The organism is Streptomyces sp. NPDC091377, assembly GCF_044757045.1.
In the GTDB taxonomy this organism is placed as follows: Bacteria; Actinomycetota; Actinomycetes; order Streptomycetales; family Streptomycetaceae; genus Streptomyces.
This window is the reverse complement of the sequence record NZ_JBIVUE010000005.1, coordinates 447,486-466,432: the sequence shown is the minus strand read 5'-3', so window position 1 is coordinate 466,432 and position 18,947 is coordinate 447,486. Positions and strand designations below refer to the sequence as shown.

Here is an 18,947-nt window from a genome sequence, read left to right as displayed (position 1 = left end):
CGGCCGGTCACCACATCGAGCCCGCGGTCCACACCCTCACTCGGCGTCGAGCGGCGGCGCTGACTCCGGCCGAGCCGGTCCTCGCAGGTGGAAGGGGTACGTCTGCCGTCACCGCCGTACGACACGGGGGAGAGGACCAGAGGTGAGCTGAGGACTGCTCACCTCGGGGGGAGCCGCAACGCCGGTGCCGCCTCGGTGGGAAGCGGGTCGCGGTGGTCGGCGCGCAGTCCGGCGAGGGAGATGTGCAGCAGCCTGTTCCACAGGTGCGGGCGGCCTTCGTCGGTGACCTGCACGGCGTGCCCGAGGGAGACCAGCAGGAGCAGCAGGTCGTCGGTGGTCACGCCGGGGCGCAGCACGTCCGCGGCGCGGGCGCGCAGTTCCTCGATGACGAGGCGAAGCTGCTGGATGCCTTCCAGGTCGGGGGCCGACCAGGTCAGTGCAAAATTCTGCATGATCGCGTGGTGACGCGCGTAGCCGGTCAGGGCTTGCTGGTAGAAGTCGGTCAGAGCCGCCCAGGGGTCCTGGGCGTCCCTGGCCGCCTGGCGTGCGGAGTCCGCCCATGCGGAGAACTCCCGGTGCAGCACGGTGCGGATGAGGTCTTCCTTCTTCGGGAAGTGCCGGTAGAGGGTGCCCATGCCCACTCCGCTGCGGCCGGCGATCTCGCGTACGTCCACCGCGGTGCCCTGGGTGGCGAGGACTTCGGAGGCGGCCTCGATGATCGCTTCACGGTTGCGGACCGCGTCCACGCGCGGTGCGCGCCGCCTGACGGTGCCGTCCGGTTCGTCCACTCGGCACCACCTGGAACGAACGGATCATCGCCGAGTTCCGGGCGAATGCCGGGTATGTGCCGTGGAGCAGCGAGGAGGAGTTCGCCGAAGGCCGCCCCGTACCGCCCCGGATACCCGGGTTCGACGCGCGGGGCATGCCGCTCGTCCTGGTGCACAACATCGGGGCCAGGAGCGGACGCGAGCGGATCAACCCGTTGTTCTTCCAGCCGGTCGACAACGGCTGGGCCGTCTTCGGAACCCATGGCGGCAGTCCACGTGATCCGGCGTGGTACCGCAATCTGATGGCGAACCCACGGGTCACCATCGAGGTGGGCACGGAGACTGTGCCGGCCGTCGCCCGGCTCGCGCGGGGAGAAGAACGCGAGCGGATCTGGGCGCGACAGGTGGCGCTCGTACCGAAGTTCGCCGAGTTCGAGGCAGCCTCGGGGAGGCAGGTCCCCGTCGTCGTGCTGGAGCGCGCAGACGGATAGGGCTCACTCCGTCCCGTGATCGCATGTTGCTTGTGCAACCGATACCGATACTTTGGTGTCTGATCATGTGACGGACGGCTGCCGATCGCCCGGGAGGGCACATGACGAACAAGGACCGGACGACCGCGTCGGCGGGGGAGAAGGACCGCGAGCAGTGGATGGCCCGTTTCCAGGTACGACTGGCCATGCAGCCGGGCGTGGACCGGGCGGTGGTGCTCCAGGCCGTCAAGGAGGTCACGACACACTGCGCGGACACGGGAGAGCACCCGCGGACCGCATTCGGTGACCCGGACGCCTACGCCGTGCAGGCCGCCGCGCGGCTGGTACCGGCGGACCGCGCGGCGCGCGAGAGGCGGCGCGGCGCCGCGGTGGACAGGCTTGGCTCCGTACTGAAGAGGGGCCGGGAGGTCACTGGTCTGTGACCGGTGGAAGCGACGCCCGCCACGGCTCGACGCACGGGTTGTGACGCAGCCTCCGTCGGTCGGGGCTGCCGGGCTACTGCGCCGGCACCCGGAACAGGCGGAACAGGCGGAACAGGCGGAACAGACGGAACGGGCGTCACACCAATCCGTCGTCCTGGAGACGGGCGCGGGTGACGTCGTACAGATCCGTACGGCCGTTGTGCTCGGCGACTTGCAGGGCGCGCCATGCCGCTCGTCCCGCGTCCCCGAGCAGCCCGGATCGCTTCAGGGTCAGCGCGAGCGTCGCCGCGGCGGACACCTGTCGCTCTCCGTCGTTCGCGTTCACCGCCGCGTCCTCCGCCCGGCCGGCGGCGGCGATCGCCGCCGGTGTGTCACCGAGGGCCAGCAACGCCTGGGCGAGCAGGGTTCCCGCCAGCGACTCGGCCGACAGGTCCCGCACCCTCCGGAACAGCTCGACGGCACGCCGCGCCGCCTCGACCGCCGCGGAGTGGTCGCCGAGTGCCGTGTGGGCCGCGGACAGATTGACCAGCGTCCGTGCCAGGTCCCTCGGCCGCTCCAGCTCCGTGTAGGCCGCGGCGGCCTCACCGTAGAGCCGGACCGCGTCGCCGAGGTGGCCGGCGTTGTGGTGCAGTTCGGCGAAGTGGCTGAGGGTGGCCGCGACCCGCTCGGCCGCGCCGAGGCCGCCCCACGCCGCCAGCGCCAGCCGGGCCGCCCGCTCCAGATGTTCGTCCAGGCTGTGCAACTGGCCCCTGATCCGCACCGCGGTGTACGCCGTGTCGTACGCGGTCGCTGTCAGCAGCCGGCAGACGTGCTCCCGCCGCGAGGCGTCGGTGCTCTCCGCGGTGCGCAGCAGTGGTTCCAGGGCCGCGTCGAGACGGTCGAGGGCCGCCACGACCCGCTGCCGCAGCACCCAGTGACGTGCCTTCACCAGATGCGTGTGGGCCTCCAGGAGGTCGTCCCCTCCGCGCCTGGCGCAGGCGAGGGCCAGTTCCAGGGGCCTGGCCACCAGGAAGTCGCCGAGTTTCGCCAAGGACGCCGTGCGGGCGATCTCGTGCAGCAGGGGTACGGCGGCGGGCTGATCGGCCTCCGGCAGTTCGGCGGCGGCGCTCCGGGCGGTCTTCCACAGCGCCACGACCCGGCTGTGCGCGGCGACGCGGTCATGGTCCAGCGCCCGGCGCAGGGCCTCGGCGGAGAAGGAGAGCAGCTCCCCGGCCCGCGCCGATGCGTCGTACGTACTCAGCCGCGCCCCCAGTTCCCAGGCCCGGCCCGTCAAGGCCCACGGTGTGCTGAGGACGTCGTTCGAGGCGGATGACACCTCCGCGATCCGGGCGGCGGTCTCCGCCAGCTCCGCCGACTGGCCGCGATGACGATGCAACTGTGCGACGGCGTGCAGGATGCGCAGCGCGCCGTCGACGTCGTCGAAGGTCACTCCCATCCCCACCGCGGCCTGAAGGTTGGGCAGTTCCTTGTCGAACCACTCCAACGCGTACTGCACCCGGGGATCGTCGGGGGGCTGCGGTTCGCGCAGCACCTGCGCGGTGGCCAGGGACTTCACCGCGTAGTGGTTCAGCAGCCTTTCGGAAGGCTCCAGTTGGTCGTCCTGAAGACTCACCATCAGTTCCATGGCGTAGTCGCGGATCAGGTCGTGCTGGCGCCAGGCGCCCGGAGCCACGTACTCGATCATGTGCGCGCGGGCCAGTCCGTGCAGCAGGAGCCGCGTCCGGTGCCTCTGGTAGCCCAGCAGCTCAGCGGCGCTTTCGATGCCGAAGTGCGGGCCGGGGTTGAGGGGAAGCAGGCGGAACAGCCGGGCCTGTTCGTCCGCCAGGCGGTGGTACGACAGCTCGAAAGCGGCGCGCACGGCGCGCTCCCCGTCGTCCAGCAGGTCCAGCCTGCTGTGCGCCTGGGCCAGTTCGTCCGCCAGTTCGGCGGGCCCGAGACCCGGGGCACCGGCCAGGAGGGCCGCCGCGATGTGCAGCGCCAGGGGCAGATGCCCGCACAGGCGGCACAGCCGCAGCAGGCTCTCGCGGTCGTCGTGGACGCGGTCGTCCCAGGCGGACAGCTGTTCCAGCTGCCGTCTGACCAGCGTCAGCGAGTCCTGCCCCGCCAGCGTCCGCAGATCGAGGGTGCGCGAGCCCCGGACGGTCAGCGTGTGCCGTGAGGTGATCATCACACGGTGTCTGCGCGACCGGGGGAGCAGGTCGGTGATCTGGTCGCTCGTGGAGGCGTTGTCCAGCACGAGCAGCACGCTCCGGCCCTCGGCCGCGAGGGAGTCCAGCAGCCGGTGGTACTGCACGGCCTGGTGCCGCGGGGCGACCCGGTCCGCGGCACCCTCGTCCAGGGCGTGCAGCAGGGGCCCGTACATCTGGTGCGGCTGGACCCACTGCTCGGGCTGGAGCGCGTAGCCGTTGAGGTCGACGAAGACCGCGCCGCCGGGGAACCAGCCCCGGGCCACCGCCTCCGCGGCGCTCACCCTGGCCAGCGCGGTCTTGCCGATCCCGGCAAGGCCCGCCACGGCCGACACCACCACCATGGCGGTCGCCTCGTGCCGCGGGTCGAGTACCGCGAGCACCGACTCGACCTCGTCGTCCCGGCCGACGAAGACCTCCCGGACCGCCTCGGCGGTCGGCTGGACGCGCTCCACCAGCACGACCGCGTCCGTCACCGGCACATGGTGGTGCACCTCGGTGATCCGTACGTCGCGCCCGGCCTGGACGACGCTGCCGCCCGACGACGCGTGGCCGGTCAGCCGGACCGCCGCGGAGGTCTCCCGGTCCCCGGTCCTGTCGGACGCCGCCACGCCGCCGCCCCGTCAGCGCTCGTTGATCGTCATGTCGCGGCCGGCCTGGTAGATGCGGCCTCCACCGGTGGCCCGGGCGTTCATCCGTACCGGGCCCGTACGGGGCGGCACCGAGGCGAGACTCCTCGTCAACCGGTCCAGCTCTTCGGCGAGTTCATCGGTACGCTGCCGGTCGGCGAGCAGCAGCGTCAGCAGCCTGGCCCGCCACACCTCGGTCAGCTCGGCCGCGCTGCCCCCGCTGTCGTCCGCGAGCAGAACCGTCTGCGCGTCGGACAGCTCCTCGTCCACCGCCTGCGCCTCCTCGGGGCGCACCCGGCGCCACAGGGCGACCACGCCGCCACGTGCCTGCTGCCACGCGTCGGTGGCCATGGCGGCGACCAGCGCGGAACCCGCCAGTTGGGCAACCGTGTTCGGATCCATTCCCTGCGCCCCCGTTGTCTCCCGTGCCCTAATATCCCGGACCGATTCAGATTACGTCGAGCTGTCGTGACTGTCAGTCAAATCCGAAGGTGTACGGGGCTGTTCCGCAGGGCGGCCGGGTCAGCACAGTCAGCTCCGCCGGCCCGCCCGCCGGCCATCCATGTGAGACGTGGCGCGGCAGGGCGTCGGGCTTCGCTGATGTGCCAATCGCAAATTGGTCTATACCACTCGGGTTCATTCTCTTGTTCCGAGTATCCGGCTGTACTACGGTCCCGCCCATCCCTCACCCCAGGAGGCGCACCGTGCGTCGCACTGCCCCTGTCCTGTCCCTACTAGCGGGCCTCCTCATCGGCACCGTTTCCCCACCTGTCACCGCGTCGGCGGAGCCCAACTCCCCCGCCGTTCCGAACATCGTGCCCCGCCCCACCGAGTGGTCCGACCTCGGCGGCCAGAACGCCCTCACCGCCGACAGCCGGATCTTCGTCGCGCCCGCCTCCGGCGCGACCACCGCCCCGCCCGCCTCCGGCGCGACCACCGCCCCGCCCGCCGGGCGCAGCAAGCTGATCGCCCCCTCCCGTCAGACCCCGCGCCAGCTCGCCCATCAGCTGCGCAGCGAGATACTCCAGGTCAGCGGCCTCACCCTGCCGGTCAGCAGCGCGGTGAGGCAGGCCGCCAAGGGCGACATCGTGCTGCGACTGACCGATGACAAGACGTACGGGGCCGAGGGCTACCGCCTCGACAGCGCGGAGGCGGTGCGGATCGACGCCGCGTCCACGCACGGGCTCTTCTACGGCACCCGCACCCTGCTGCAACTCCTGCGCACCGCCCCCGACCACCGGGCCCTTCCCCGTGCCCGCTCCCTCGACGTACCGACGCAGCAGATGCGGACGGTGATGCTGGACGCGGGGCGCAAGTACTGGCAGCGCCGCTACCTGGAGAACCTGATCCGCCGGATGGCCGATCAGAAGATGAACACGCTCTTCCTGCACCTGTCGGACTCGGAGGGCTTCCGCCTCAACAGCCCGAAGTTCCCCGGCCTCGCCGACCCCAAGAACAGTTACAGCCGTGCCGAGATCGAGCGCCTGAAGACCTTCGCGGCCCGCCACCACGTCCAGATCATGCCGGGCATCGACGTCCCTGGCCACGCCACCGTCATCACCGACGCCTTCGGTATCGGTTTCGGTGACGGACCCGATCCCTGCACGGCGGCGAACACGCATTCACACCTGACCGCCAACTGGATGGTCGACATGACCAGTGAGAAGGCGGTCACGAAGTCGAAGGAGATCGTCGACGAGTTCGCGGGCTGGTTCGACGCCCCGCTGTTCAGCATCGGCGCCGACGAACTGCCGGGACAACTTGCCGACTGCGCCCGCGTGAAGAACCACCTGGCGGCGGACCCCGACGTCTCCACCCTGGGCGACCTGCTGAAGCAGTACATCAACACGCTGGACTCGGTCATCACCCGGCACGGAAAGCGCACCGCCATCTTCAACGGCGTGGAGCACATGACCTCGCCGCAGCAGCAGGTCAACTCGTCGGTCGTCTACATGACCTGGTCGGGCAAGGGCGCCGAGCCGATCGTCCCGGACCACGACGAGATCGCCATGGCGCCCTTCTACGTGACGCCGAACAACTACCACAACTCCCGCCCCGACGAGTCGTGGATGTACGACAGTTGGACGCCGAGCACCGCCGGCGACATGCTGGGCTCCAGCTTGGCGAACTGGGCGGATTACAACTTCTGGGCCGACGACCAGTATTTTGAGCAGCGTATGTCCGGCCCCCGCGCGATCCTCGCCGACCGCTCCTGGAACGGTTCCGCGACCCCGGACACCCTCACCGACTTCCGGGCCCGGGTGGCCAGGATCGGCGACCCGCCGGGCGTCACCCCGACCCCGGTGAAGCCCCGCGTGAACGACGGGAAGCCGTCCCACCACTGGACCTTCGACACCAAGCCGTACCCGAGCGGCTGGGTGTGGGCGGGCAGCCCCGGCAACACCCTGTACGCCGAGGACACGGCCGGTGACCTGCCCGGTTCCTCGTACATCATCAACAACCCCACCCCGGCCGCGGACGGGGTGCGCGGCCAGACCTGGAGGTTCGACAGCGACCGGGACGGGGTCGGCTTCGGCGGCGTCGACGTGGCGGAGCCGTGGACGGTCTCGACCTGGGTGCGGTCCACGGGCAAGACCACCGACCAGGTCCTCCTCGGGTCGACGACCGGCGAGCTGAAGCTCCAGCAGCGGGGTACCGGCAAGGTCGGCCTCACCCGCGTCGGCGTCAGCGACCTCAGCTTCGACTACACGCTCCCGCAGAATGAGTGGGTGCAGCTGACCTGGGTGACCACGCCCGGCTCGACCACGCTCTACGCCAACGGCGAGAAGGTCGGCACCGTCGCCGCCTCCATCCCGCTGCCACTGCGCTCGATCGGCATGCCCGGCAAATCCCTGAGGGGAGACCTGGACGAACTCCTCACCTGGGACGAGGCGTTGAGCGCCGAACAGGTACGCGCCCATTTCACGGGCTACGGCCGCTAGACGGTCGGTTCCGACGGATAGTCGACGGACGCGAGGGTGCCCGCCCGGTCTCGATGGGTGACGACCGGGGCGGTCACCCTCGCGGTGATGAAAGCCCTGCCGCGCTTCGTCTGCGAGGCCCGCTCACGCCACCGCCCGCCCCGCTTCGGTGTCCGGTCCGGCAGCGGCGGCTCGATGCGTGCCTGTTCCGCCGCCCGGCGACCGTGGCGGCGTCGAGCAGCGCGGTCGCCGGGGCGTTCAGCGGCTCCGGGTGGTCAGGGCCGACTCGGGGAAGGTGGTGCCGGTCAGTTCCTCGGAGACGGTCCACAGGCGCCGGGCGGCGGCCGGATCACTCGCTGCCGCGGAGCGGCCGACCAGGGCCGGCGCACCACTGATCTCGAACGAGCCGCCGGGACCGACGTAGCCGGCACCGGGCAGGTCCTGTACGGCTGCGTAGAGGGTCGGCAGCGCGCCGGTCCGGCTGTCCTGGGCGATGAACCGGTTCCCGAGGCGGAGGAAGATGCCCTCCAGGAAGCCGGTGCCTTCTTCCGGGAGGTCGGTGTCGGCCCAGCCGGGGTGCGCGGCGAGGGCACGGACGGGGGAGCCCGCCGCGCTGAGCCGTCGCTGGAGTTCCAGTGTGAAGAGCAGGACGGCGAGTTTGGACTGGCCGTAGGCGGCCGAAGGGGTGTACTCGCCGGTCAGGTCGAGGTTGTCGAAGTGGACGCGTGCCTTCTTGTGCATGGAGGACGACAGGCTCACGACCCGGTCGGTGAGATGCGGCAGCAGCAGGTTGGTCAGGGCGAAGTGTCCCAGGTGGTTGGTGCCCAACTGCCTCTCGAAGCCGTCCTTGGTGCGTGACTCGGGGACGTTGATGGCGCTGGCGTTGTTGATGAGCAGGTCCACGTCGCCCTGCCAACTGGCGGCGAAGGCGTGGACGGAGGCGAGATCGGCCAGGTCGAGTGGCCGTACCTCCGTACTGCCCTGCACGGTGGCCGCCGCGGCATCGCCGCGCTGGAGGTTGCGCACGGCGAGGACGACGTGCGCGCCCGCCTCGGCCAGCGCACGGGCGACGGCGAGTCCGAGCCCGCGATTCGCGCCGGTCACGACAGCCGTACGCCCTGTCTGATCTGGGATATCGCTGAAATTCCAGGTACGGATCGGGGTTCTCGGGTTTCTCGCCATCCCCCGAATGTATGCGATGCTTACAATATATGCAATGTTAACAATGTAGGTGGTGCTCACTCCATGGATATGCTGGCCCCATGAAAGACCGCCCCTATCACCACGGAGACCTGGCCGCCGCGCTGCTCACCCATGCCGAGGAGACCTTGCGCGAGAAGGGCGCGGGTGCGCTGTCCCTGCGCGAACTCGCCCGGGACCTCGGAGTGAGCCCCGCCGCGCCGAGCCGCCACTTCAGGACCAAGCAGGCCCTGCTGGACGCCCTGGCCCTGGCCGGCTTCGAGCGGCTCGACCAGGCCGTCTCGGTCTCCCTCGAAGACGCCGGCTCATCGTTCGCCGAACGGCTGGACGCCGCGGCCCGCGCCTACGTGGGCTTCGCCGTCGACAACCCCGCACTGCTCGACCTCATGTACTCCGTCCCGTACGGCCAGCAGCCGCACGCGTCGCTGAACACGCGTCCCCAGGCGTGGTCCGACCAGGTCCTCGAACTGATCGCCGACGGACAGCGCAGCGGCACCGTCCGGCAGGGGCCGATGGAACGTATCGCCATCCCCGTCTTCGCGGCCCTGCACGGCTACGCCAACATCATCGTGCGCGGCACCCTGTCACCCGAAGTGACCGTCCACGGACTCGACGACGTGATCGCGGCCATCCTGCGCGGATGCGAACCGCGGTAGATTCGATCTGACGGTTGGCCGGCGACCGGACTCACCGTGCCACTCACCAGCGACGTCAACCACCCCCTCGGCGAATGCCCTGACGACGTGAAGGTCGACCGGTCGCACCTCGCCGAGCGCCGGGGTACCAGGAAACGCTCTCTCCGCGTGGTCAACCCTGTTCCACCGAGTCCAGGTGCAAGGTGCCGCCGTAGGCGCGAAACTCAAGGGGCGAACGGCCGTTCGCCCGGCGGAAGGCGGTACTGAAGGCACGGGCGTCGGGGTAGCCGCAGGAACGGGCCACCGCACTGACCTTCGTGCTGGTGTCGAGGAGCAGGGTGGCTGCCAGTTCCAGACGCATCCGGCGCAGCGTCGCCATCATGGAAGTACCGGTGTGCTCCAGGAAGAGTCGCTCGGCGTGCCGCTCCGAGAGATGCACATCGGCGGCGACATTGCGGACCGTCACCGGGCGGGACAGATTGTCCATCAGATGACGCTGCATCTGAGCCACCAGTCGGACCGACCTCTCCTTGGGCTCGGGCACCTCCATCTCCAGGTCCTCTTCGGCCGCGAAGGCGCGGGCGGTGTCGACCACCAACGCCGCACCGAGGCCGCCCAGAACCGCTTCGGTGCCGGACTGTACCGGGGCCGTGTTCGCAGCGAGCGTGGCGACGAGCGCGGCCAGCGAGCCGCTGCGTGCCGACACCACCGGCCTGCTCGTGTCGGTGAGCCCCGACCACCATCCCCGTTCGTCCGGGCGCGGCCCGTCGCATCCGGTCCGCAAGGTGAAGCCCCAGTAGGCGATGCCCAAGGGGTCACTCGCACTGGACTCGATCTCGTGGACGTCGCCAGGGCGGGCGAGGAACACGTCACCCGTCACCACCTCGTGGTCTTGCCCGCGGGTGCTGAAGCGTCCTGCTCCGCTGTGAACGAGACAGACCTCGTAGTAGGAATGCCGGTGCCAGTAATTGCGCCAGATGACCGGCGGGTAGAAGCCCCAGCTGGTGAAGTCCGCTCGGTGGGTGCCCACCCGGCAGGTGTCGAGCAGGCCCGCCAGATGGGCGATACGGTCGGCACCGGTGGCGTCCGCCCAACTCACATGTTCCTCCTGCCGGTGGGGTCCACGCCCCGCAGCATCATGCCCTGTCCCAGTGATTCGTCATGGGTCCTGACGGTCGGCGGATCGGCCGGGTCACGGAACTGCACCAACCATGTGGTGCGCGCCTCCTGACTGACGTTCACACCCGAGGCGTGGACGGACAAGTAGGAGAAGAAGAGCACGTCCCCCGCCTCCGCGGGAAGGGGAACGGCAGCCTCGAAGGGCACATCCGTCAGGTGGTAGCCCCCCTCGGGATCGTGTGGGCGAGGGCCCTGGAGGTGACTTCGCGGAACCACGCGGACACACCCCTTTTCCTCGGGGGCATCGTCGAAGTGGAAGATCGCCGCGGCGACACGGTGGTGAGTGTGAGGGAAGAAGGGGTGGTCTTGGTGGGGCGGGAACGGCGAACCGTTCTCCGGTGGCTTCACGAACAGCTTGGTGTGGTGCAGTTGCACGTTCGGGCCGCCCAGCACGGCGGACGCGACGGAGGTGAATCGGTCATCCATCAACAGCCGGGAGAAGGCGGCGTCGTAGAACTGAGCGTCGTGGAGGTGCTGGAGTCGGGTGGGGGAACCGGCGGCGAGGCCGGCCGCCGAGCCCCAGGTCGGGTCTTCGTCGCCGTCGAGGTGACGCAGCAGATCGTGGGCGACTTGACGGTATGTCGCTGCTTCGTTCCTGGTCAGAAGCCCTTTGACGAGTACGTAGCCTTGCTCGGTGTACTGGGTGGCAAGGGAAGCGGCATCAGTCGTTGTCACAGTCATGGCGACTCCTGGGATCGGGATCGAGTGTGACAGTAGGCATCCGCTCTCGTGTCGCGGCAGTCTCGTGCCGGACAGCGATGTTCGCGACACGGACATCATGAAACGGCCGGAGGCGCCGTGCTGTCCCGCAGTACCAGCCGGGGAGTGGGGGCCTTGACCTGGCGGACCGGAGGACGCTCGGCCATCTCATGGAGGAGTTCCGAGGCGGTGAGTGTCCCGAGGGCGAACGTGTCGCGGGTCAAGGCGGTGAGGGAGGGGTGCGCCAAGGCGGTGAGCACAGAGTCGTCGAAGGAGACGATGGAGAGGCGGTCGGGAACGGACACGCCCATCTCGTTGGCCACCCCGAGGCCCGACGCGGCCATCACGTCGTTGTCGTAGATGATCGCCGTGCGCCGAGGGCTCTCCTCCAGCAGGCGGCGTGTCGCCCAGGCGCCTTGGGCGTCCGAGTAGTCCGTGGGCAAGGACATCACGTCAAGGCCCAGTCTCGTGCGGGAGTCGGCCAGGGCCAGGAGACGTCGCTGGGTGTGCGCATAGGCCGCGGTGCCACTGATGTGGGCGATGCGCCGATGTCCGAGTGAGGCCAGATGGTCGAGGACCCTGGACATGGCGGCGTGGTCGTCGACCCACACACTGGAGAGCGGCAGAGCAGCACCATGTCCGCCCAACACCACGGCGGGGATGCCCAGGTCGGCCACGATCAGCGGGCGGCCGTCGTCGACCGTCAGATCGAGCAGAATCAGCCCGTCGACCCGATTCTCCGCAGCCCAGCGGCGGTAGGCCGCCACCTGAGCATGCACGTCCCCGACGATGAGGATCTGCGTGGCGATTCCCGCGTCGGACAGACGGGACTGCACACCGGAGAGGAACTGGGCGAAGAAGGGTTCAACTCCCAGTGTCTGGGCAGGGCGCGCGATGACCAGACCGACCACGTCGTTGCTCGCGCCCTTGAGTGCCCGTGCGGCCCGGTGCGGACGCCAGTTGAGTTCCTCGGCCGCGTCGAAGATGCGCTGACGTGTGGCATCGCTCAGGCCGGGCCGCCCGTTGAACGCGAGGGACACCGCGGAGACCGAGACGCCGGCCAACTTGGCCACGTCCGTACTCCGTAAGCGCGGTGGCACCTGAGCCGTGCCCTTGTGGGGGGTCGCGGTGGTAGGCGTCTTCTTCTTGCGTGGCATCGAGCATCCCCTCCTGTGCGGCCTCCGGAGCCGCAGATCGGACCCGGTGTCGGCCGACCAACACTCAGGCCCTGCACCGGCGTTACCGAAGCGTGACTGTAAATGTCGATGACGACCTCGACTAAAACGTACTAGTCTTCGGCCCGCTCAGACTGGTCGGTCTGTGTTCCAGTATGGAGTACAGGGTGCGCCCTCCTCCAGCTCTCTCAACTGGTCGGCCTGCGGTGTTCGGACCGCCACGCCCCTCTCTCATGCACGGCATCGCCGCGGCTCATCACCACATCTACTCATACGTATTAGTTCTCCTCCGGCCTCTTCCCTGTCTGGAGAAATCGATATGCACGATCAGTACAGCCGTACCCTGGAGAGGCTCGCGCGCGTCCGACGTGACCGCCTTGCTCCCCATATCCGCACCCGGTTGAGCGGTGTCGAGGTCGAAGCGTGGACCGTCGGTGACGACGGCGAACCCGTGAGCAGCCGTCACGCGCTGGGCCTGGGCCGAGATCCGTGCCGCAGCCGACCCGACTACCGCCCCTTCGCGTTGGGCGACGCCTGGGGCCCCGCATGGGCGACCACGTGGTTCCGGCTCCGCGGCACGGTCGCGCCACACGGGCCGGGGCCGGTGGACCTGGTCATCGACCTCGGCTGGTTCGACCACTCGGTCGGCGGGCACTGCGAGGGCCTGGTCTTCACCGAGGACGGTGCCCTGGTCAAGGGCCTGCACCCTCGCCAGCACGAGATCAGGCTGTGGGGAGAGGGTGCCGTTCACGGACTGCTCGATGACCGAGGCGGCTTTGTCCTCTACGTCGAGGCGGCAGCCAACCCTCTGCTGCTCGGAGTGCCCCCCTTCGTCGTCACCGAGCACGGGGAGAAGGGGGCGCGTGCGCCGTTCGAACAGTTCCGGCTGCGCCGCGCGGAGATCGCCGCCTTCGCTCCGGAGGTGTATGCACTGGACCTCGACCTTGAGGTGCTCGGCGGTCTCGCGGCTGAACTCGACGAGGCGGAACCCAGGCACTGGCGTCTCCTACGAGGAATCGAGGAGGCCCTGGACGTCTACGACGAGTCGGACGCCGCTCCGAGTGCCCGGCGCGCGCGAGCGGTACTGGCGCCTCTGCTGGCATCACCGGCCCACGCGAGTGCCCATCACATCACCGCAGTGGGCCACGCCCACCTGGACACCGCCTGGTTGTGGCCCCTGCGCGAGACAAGACGCAAGGTCATCCGCACGGTGTCCAACACCCTCGCACTGCTGGACGACCACCCGGACCTGGTGTACACGATGTCGGCGGCTCAGCACTTCGACTGGCTCGAAACGCAGCAGCCCGACCTGTTCGCCCGGGTACGGCACTATGTCGAAGAGGGCCGGCTCGTCCCCGTCGGCGGGATGTGGGTGGAGCCGGACGGCGTCATCCCCACCGGCGAGTCGATGGTGCGCCAACTGACCTTCGGGAAGCGCTACTTCCTCAGCCGCTTCGGCATCGAGACCCGCGAGGTATGGCTGCCGGACTCCTTCGGCTACTCCGGAGCGCTGCCGCAGCTGGCCCGGCGCGCGGGTGCGCGCTGGTTCCTGACACAGAAGATCTCCTGGAACGACACCACGGCCTTCCCGCACCACTCCTTCTGGTGGGAGGGGATCGACGGTACCCGGGTCTTCACCCACTTCCCGCCCGCCGAGACGTACGCGGCAGAGGTCACGGCCCGCGAACTGAGTCACGCGGTACGGACGTTCCGGGACAAGGCGATCGCCTCCCACTCGCTGATGCCCTACGGCTACGGCGACGGAGGCGGCGGCCCCACCAGGGACATGGCGCAACGGCTGCGGCGCTTCTCCGATCTTGAGGGTGCTCCCCGGGTGATCTCCCGGCCTCCGGCGCAGTTCTTCCAGGACGCGGAGGCGGAACTACGCGACATCGGCACCGTGTCACCCACCCTGGAACCGGTACACCGCGGGGAGCTGTATCTCGAACTGCACCGCGGAACACTGACGTCGCAGACCGCGATGAAGCGGCACAACCGGCGTTGTGAATCACTGCTCCGGGCCGCCGAGTACCTCAGCGCGGCGGCGTATGTCCTGCGCGGCACCCCCTATCCACAGGAATGTCTCGACGAGCTGTGGCGTGCCGTACTCCTGCATCAATTCCACGACATCCTCCCGGGCACCTCGATCAGCTGGGTGCACAGAGAGGCGCGGGACACCTACGCTTCCCTGGAGCTGTGTCTGCAAGAACTGATCAGACAGGCGGCCACCCAGCTCGATGAGGGAGGGAACGGGGCCGACGACGGCACAATGCCTCCGTTCGCACCGGCGCGTCGCTGCCCGGACCCGGCCCACGAACCACCGGCCGTTCTGGTCAAGGAGGCCGAGGACGGCACGACGACGCTGGACGACGGTCTCCTGAGGGTGGTGATCGGCCCCGACGGGCACGTCACCTCACTGTGGGACCTGCGAGCCGAACGCGAGGTCGTTCCGCCCACCCGGCGCCTCAACGAACTGCAGCTCTTCCGGGACGAACCCGTCCGCTGGGACGCCTGGGACGTGGACCGGCACGTGCTGCGCCACCCTCAGGTCATCGATGACGTCACCGGCCGCCGGGTGGTCCGCAAGGGCGCCGACGCCGGCGTCGAGGTGATCCGCCGCTTCGGCACCTCGACCGTCACCCTGACCATGTGGCTGCGGGCCGGCACCGGGCAGCTGGAGACGGTGTGCGCTGTCGACTGGCGGGAACGCGAACGCCTGCTGAAGGTCGCCCTGCCCGTGCGTGTCATGGCCCGGACCGCGCGCTTCGAGACCCAGTACGGCTACATCGAGCGGCCCCTGTCGACGAACACGGCATCGGAGGAGGCGATGTTCGAGGCCGCCATGCACCGCTACGTTCAGGTGACGGACGGCGACTACAGCCTCGGGGTCGTCAACGAGAGCATGTACGGGGCCGACGCCCGGAACGAGCATGATTCCAGCGTCCTGCGGCTGTCCCTGTTGCGGGGCGCGCGATTCCCCGATCCGGACGCCGACGCAGGACACCACACGTTCCGATGGGCGGTGCTTCCCGGTGCCAGGGGACCCGAGGTCGTCGAAGCCGCCTACCGGTTCAACGCCCCCGAGACGGACGGCCTCCCCGCGCTGCCGCCGCTGTTGTCCCTCCACCTGACGGCGGGCCACGCGCTGATCGACTGGATCAAGATCGCCGACGACGGGACCGGAGACCTCGTCGTACGCGTGTACGAGACTCAGGGGGGCCGGGCAAGCGCCCTCCTCCAGCCCAGCGCCGCCGTCGGGAACACCCCCCTCGTGTGGGAGACGGACCTGCTGGAACGCGACCTGGACGTGGATGACGACCTGCCCGTCGCACTGCGCGGCGGACCACCTGGATCGCGCAGACCGGCGGACCAGGCGCGACTGGACCTCGGCCCCTTCCAAGTGGCGACCCTGCGTATCGCCCTCTGACCACCGGCACGCCGCGCCCCACCGTGCCCACACTCCCATTCCCCACACCGACGTTCAGGCCGGCCTACGGCTTGCTCGCACCCCGAAGGAGACAGCACATGACCATCATCGCCCAGCGCCAAGCCCTCATCGCGGGACTCGCGCTCGGATCACTGCTGCTGACCGGCTGTGGCAACGGCGGATCGGCCGGGAAGTCCGCCGACGGCAAACTGTCCGGCCAGATCACCTTCCAGACCTGGAACCTCAAGAACGAGAAGTTCACCCCCTACTTCGACAACCTCATCGCCGCATTCGAGAAGGCGAACCCCGGGACGGACATCAAGTGGGTGGACCAGCCCGCAGAGGGGTATCAGGACAAGCTGTCGGCCGACGCCGTCGCCGGGTCCCTGCCCGACGTCGCCGACATGGGCCCCGAGTCCGCCTACACCCTGGCCAAGGCGGGTGTCCTTCTCGACCTCAACGAGGCCGATCCCAAGGCCAAGAGCCAGTACCTGGACAAGGCATGGGAAGCCATGACTTTCGAGGGGCTGAACGGCGGCACCTACGGCTACCCCTGGTACCTCAACACCGGCCCGTCCTTCTTCAACACCTCGCTGTTCAAGAAGTGCGGACTGGACCCGGCCGAGCTGCCGGCCACCTACGACGAACTCTTCGACGCCGCGAAGACCATGACGAAGAACTGCGCGGACGCCTCCATGCTGGCCAGAATGCCCTCCATCGAGACGTTCGGTGAGTACGGCGTCCCCCTCATGGACGAGGCCGGCAAGAAGTTCACGTACAACGACGCCAGGGGCGTGGAACTCGTCGAGCGCTACCGCGAGCTGTTCGCGAGCAAGGGGCTCACCGAGGAGGCGCTGAACAACCTGCAGACCAAGGAGATGGAGGAGTTCAAGTCGGGCCGACTCGCCTACCTCCAGGGCAGCTCCTACACCCTCAACGACCTCAAGGACACGGCGCCGGACCTCTACAAGTCGCTGGGCATCGGACCGCGGATCAGCGACAGCGCTCCCAACATGTACATCGAGTCACTGGTGGTCAACGCCACCAGCAAGAACCCGCAGCTGGCCAAGGCATTCGCCAAGTACGTGACCAACTCGGCCAATCAGTTCGCGTTCGCCAAGAGCGCCGATGTGTTCCCGTCGTCCGCCGGCACTCTGGACGACCCCTACTTCACCAAGAGCGGCGCGGACAGCGCCACCAAGGTCCGTGTCGAAGGCGCGAACCAGGTGAGGAAAGCCGTCGTGTGGTGGCCGCCGGCCTTCTCCGGCGCCGCCGACAGCGAGACCCTCCGCGAGCAGATCGCCCAGGCTCTGCTGGGCAAGAAGTCGGCCAAGGAGGCGCTGGACGCCTCCGTGAAGTACTCCAACGAGCGGCTGGACGCGAACGGATGACGGAGTCCGCCGAGCCGAGCACGTCCGCAGGCCGGAGCGGACCGTCGTTCCGGCGCGGGGCTGACGGCCTGGTAACCCACCGCTGGCACGTGACCCCCTGGCTGTTCCTCCTGCCGGCGCTGGCCGCGATCGTGATCACGTCTCTCGTGCCGTTCGTCAACACCCTGCGGCTCGCGTTCACCGACTCGACCCTCCTGCGGCCCGGCACGTTCGTCGGGACGGAGAACTTCCGGCGGCTGTTCACCGACGAGCGCTTTGCCACCGCTCTGCTGAACTCCACCCTGTACACCCTGTGTGTGGTCCCCTTCATGGTGGTCCTGCCGCTCATCCTGGCCGCACTGGTGGCCCGGGTCGGCCGGCTCGCGGGGTTCTTCCGTACCACCCTGTACCTCCCCGTGGTCATGTCGTCGGTCGTCGTCGGGCTCATCTGGACCAACCTGCTCGACCGGCGCGGCCTGGTCAACGAGTTGCTGGGGACGCTCCACGCGGTGGCGGAGCCCGTCCCCTTCCTCAGCGACCGATGGCTGCTGCTGTTCAGTGCCATGTTCGTCACCGTGTGGACCGGTCTTGGGTACTACATGGTCATCTACCTGGCTGCCTTGGCCGGCATCGACCCCAGTCTGTATGACGCGGCTGCGGTGGACGGTGCCGGAACAGTGCGCACGTTCCTCAACGTCACGGTGCCCGGCGTGCGTTCCACCATGGCACTCATCGGGCTCCTGTCCTCCGTGGCGGCCTTCCGTGTCTTCGGCGAGATCTACGTCCTCACCGGCGGGACGGGCGGGGTCGGCGGCGGCAACCTGACGATGACCATGCTCATCCAGCGCGAGGGCACGGGCCTGCAAGCCCGCACCGGATACGCCGGTGCGATCAGCCTGGTCATGTTTGTCGTCCTGGGCGGCCTGCTGATCGCACAACTCCTCATGGAGCGCAGGAAGGAGAAGCTCTGATGACCACACCCCAGTCCCCACCACGCTCGCGGACCTCCTCCGCACGGACCACCAGGGCGCGGGCCGCCGACGCCACGCGCTACGTGATTCTGCTGCTGATGGTCGTGCTGATGGCGGGGCCTCTGCTGTGGCAGCTGTCGCTGTCACTCAAGGGTGTCGGCGACGAGTTGTACGCCCGGCCCCCTGAACTGATACCCGGGCACCCCACACTCGCGAACTTCTCCGACGTACTCGACCGCATTCCCGTGCTGAACTATCTGTTCAACTCCCTGCTGGTGGCGGCCATGGCAGTGGTTGGCAACGTTGTCGGCGCGACCTGCGCCGGCTACGCGCTCGGCAGATTGCGCTTCCGGGGCCGCGGCACGGCCACCGCTCTGTGCGTGGCGGCCCTGCTCGTCCCCACGGAGACCGTGCTGATCTCCCAGTTCCTCCTGGTCAGGTCCGCGGGTTTGGCCAACACCTTGGTCGGCGTCGTCCTGCCGATGATCGTCGTCGCCCTGAACGTGCTCCTCATGCGCAACGCCTTCCGCAACCTGCCCGCCGAACTGGACGAGGCCGCGGTCCTCGACGGAGCGAACGCCTGGCAGCGCTTCATCAGCATTTCTGTGCCCCAGGTCAAGGGCATCATCGCCGTCGTCGCGATCTTCGCGTTCGTCGGTTCGTGGAACGACTTCCTGTGGCCTCTCGTCGTGCTGTCGGACGAGAACAGTTACACGCTCACCGTCGGCCTGACCCGACTGCGCGGCACGTTCTACGACGACCCACGCCTCATCGCGGCCGGCACCATCATCGCCCTTGTTCCCATCGTGGCCTTCTTCGCCGCGTTGCAGCGCTACTTCTTCCGCGGGCTCGAATCCGGTGGACTGAAAGGCTGA

Annotated in this window: 15 protein-coding genes; 8 read left to right on the top strand and 7 right to left on the bottom strand. The window is 68.9% G+C overall.

The window, feature by feature from the left end; translation table 11 throughout:
- Window positions 1–158: 158 nt before the first annotated feature.
- Complete coding sequence (locus ACIQNG_RS14510; RefSeq protein ID WP_401485027.1) at window positions 159–788, bottom strand: TetR/AcrR family transcriptional regulator; 630 nt, start codon at window positions 786–788, stop codon at window positions 159–161.
- A gap of 56 nt (window positions 789–844) precedes the next feature.
- Between ACIQNG_RS14510 and ACIQNG_RS14505 the strand changes: the two genes are divergently transcribed.
- Both ACIQNG_RS14505 and ACIQNG_RS14500 read left to right on the top strand, forming a co-directional pair.
- Window positions 845–1,258, top strand: a complete 414-nt coding sequence (locus ACIQNG_RS14505; RefSeq protein ID WP_401485026.1) for a nitroreductase/quinone reductase family protein — start codon at window positions 845–847, stop codon at window positions 1,256–1,258.
- A 101-nt stretch (window positions 1,259–1,359) separates the two neighbouring features.
- Window positions 1,360–1,680 (top strand): hypothetical protein, encoded by a 321-nt coding sequence (locus ACIQNG_RS14500; protein ID WP_401485024.1) that lies wholly within the window; start codon window positions 1,360–1,362, stop codon window positions 1,678–1,680.
- A gap of 136 nt (window positions 1,681–1,816) precedes the next feature.
- On the opposite strand, the gene ACIQNG_RS14495 is transcribed toward ACIQNG_RS14500, so the two are convergent.
- Both ACIQNG_RS14495 and ACIQNG_RS14490 read right to left on the bottom strand, forming a co-directional pair.
- On the bottom strand, window positions 1,817–4,477 hold the full coding sequence (locus ACIQNG_RS14495; RefSeq protein ID WP_401485022.1) for a tetratricopeptide repeat protein: 2,661 nt from the start codon (window positions 4,475–4,477) through the stop codon (window positions 1,817–1,819).
- A 12-nt stretch (window positions 4,478–4,489) separates the two neighbouring features.
- Entirely contained in the window at window positions 4,490–4,897 is a 408-nt protein-coding gene (locus ACIQNG_RS14490; RefSeq protein WP_401485020.1) for a hypothetical protein, read from the bottom strand.
- Window positions 4,898–5,199: 302 nt separating this feature from the next.
- On the opposite strand from ACIQNG_RS14490, the gene ACIQNG_RS14485 reads away from it, so the two are divergent.
- Window positions 5,200–7,437, top strand: a complete 2,238-nt coding sequence (locus tag ACIQNG_RS14485; protein WP_401485018.1) for a family 20 glycosylhydrolase — start codon at window positions 5,200–5,202, stop codon at window positions 7,435–7,437.
- 237 nt (window positions 7,438–7,674) lie between these two features.
- On the opposite strand, the gene ACIQNG_RS14480 is transcribed toward ACIQNG_RS14485, so the two are convergent.
- A complete protein-coding gene (locus tag ACIQNG_RS14480; protein WP_401485016.1) occupies window positions 7,675–8,598 on the bottom strand; it encodes an oxidoreductase in 924 nt (307 codons plus the stop codon).
- An 80-nt stretch (window positions 8,599–8,678) separates the two neighbouring features.
- Between ACIQNG_RS14480 and ACIQNG_RS14475 the strand changes: the two genes are divergently transcribed.
- Window positions 8,679–9,272 carry a TetR/AcrR family transcriptional regulator gene (locus ACIQNG_RS14475; RefSeq protein ID WP_401485014.1) on the top strand — a complete coding sequence of 198 codons (594 nt, stop codon included), beginning with the start codon at window positions 8,679–8,681 and terminating at the stop codon, window positions 9,270–9,272.
- Between the two features lie 151 nt (window positions 9,273–9,423).
- Here the strand turns inward: ACIQNG_RS14475 and ACIQNG_RS14470 are convergent, their stop codons facing one another.
- Genes ACIQNG_RS14470 through ACIQNG_RS14460 form a run of 3 tightly spaced genes read right to left on the bottom strand, consistent with a single transcriptional unit; the run spans window position 9,424 to window position 12,202 of the window.
- Window positions 9,424–10,350 (bottom strand): helix-turn-helix domain-containing protein, encoded by a 927-nt coding sequence (locus ACIQNG_RS14470; RefSeq protein ID WP_401485012.1) that lies wholly within the window; start codon window positions 10,348–10,350, stop codon window positions 9,424–9,426.
- A complete protein-coding gene (locus tag ACIQNG_RS14465) occupies window positions 10,347–11,201 on the bottom strand; it encodes a phytanoyl-CoA dioxygenase family protein (RefSeq protein WP_401485010.1) in 855 nt (284 codons plus the stop codon). Before ACIQNG_RS14465 ends, ACIQNG_RS14470 begins: the two co-directional genes overlap by 4 nt.
- Window positions 11,202–11,206: 5 nt before the next feature.
- Window positions 11,207–12,202: a LacI family DNA-binding transcriptional regulator gene (locus ACIQNG_RS14460; protein WP_401430946.1), complete on the bottom strand. Its 996-nt coding sequence runs from the start codon at window positions 12,200–12,202 to the stop codon at window positions 11,207–11,209.
- A gap of 502 nt (window positions 12,203–12,704) precedes the next feature.
- Here ACIQNG_RS14460 and ACIQNG_RS14455 point away from each other — a divergent pair.
- The 4 genes from ACIQNG_RS14455 (at window position 12,705) to ACIQNG_RS14440 (ending at window position 18,947) form a co-directional block, all read left to right on the top strand.
- The gene (locus tag ACIQNG_RS14455) at window positions 12,705–15,731 is read left to right on the top strand and encodes an alpha-mannosidase (protein ID WP_401485008.1); all 3,027 of its coding nucleotides are present in this window, start codon (window positions 12,705–12,707) and stop codon (window positions 15,729–15,731) included.
- Window positions 15,732–15,829: 98 nt separating this feature from the next.
- Window positions 15,830–17,122, top strand: coding sequence for an ABC transporter substrate-binding protein (locus ACIQNG_RS14450; protein WP_401485006.1), 1,293 nt, complete (start codon window positions 15,830–15,832; stop codon window positions 17,120–17,122).
- Window positions 17,119–18,072, top strand: coding sequence for a carbohydrate ABC transporter permease (locus tag ACIQNG_RS14445; RefSeq protein ID WP_401485005.1), 954 nt, complete (start codon window positions 17,119–17,121; stop codon window positions 18,070–18,072). The genes ACIQNG_RS14450 and ACIQNG_RS14445 overlap by 4 nt, the downstream gene beginning before the upstream one ends.
- Complete coding sequence (locus tag ACIQNG_RS14440) at window positions 18,072–18,947, top strand: carbohydrate ABC transporter permease (RefSeq protein ID WP_401485004.1); 876 nt, start codon at window positions 18,072–18,074, stop codon at window positions 18,945–18,947. Before ACIQNG_RS14445 ends, ACIQNG_RS14440 begins: the two co-directional genes overlap by 1 nt.

Excerpts from the sequence above, each read along its gene's own strand:
- ACIQNG_RS14500 (WP_401485024.1), top strand. The coding sequence starts at position 1,360 with ATGACGAACAAGGACCGGACGACCGCGTCGGCGGGGGAGAAGGACCGC.
- ACIQNG_RS14490 (WP_401485020.1), bottom strand. The coding sequence starts at position 4,897 with ATGGATCCGAACACGGTTGCCCAACTGGCGGGTTCCGCGCTGGTCGCC.
- ACIQNG_RS14480 (WP_401485016.1), bottom strand. The coding sequence starts at position 8,598 with ATGGCGAGAAACCCGAGAACCCCGATCCGTACCTGGAATTTCAGCGAT.
- ACIQNG_RS14475 (WP_401485014.1), top strand. The coding sequence starts at position 8,679 with ATGAAAGACCGCCCCTATCACCACGGAGACCTGGCCGCCGCGCTGCTC.
- ACIQNG_RS14450 (WP_401485006.1), top strand. The coding sequence starts at position 15,830 with ATGACCATCATCGCCCAGCGCCAAGCCCTCATCGCGGGACTCGCGCTC.
- ACIQNG_RS14445 (WP_401485005.1), top strand. The coding sequence starts at position 17,119 with ATGACGGAGTCCGCCGAGCCGAGCACGTCCGCAGGCCGGAGCGGACCG.
- ACIQNG_RS14440 (WP_401485004.1), top strand. The coding sequence starts at position 18,072 with ATGACCACACCCCAGTCCCCACCACGCTCGCGGACCTCCTCCGCACGG.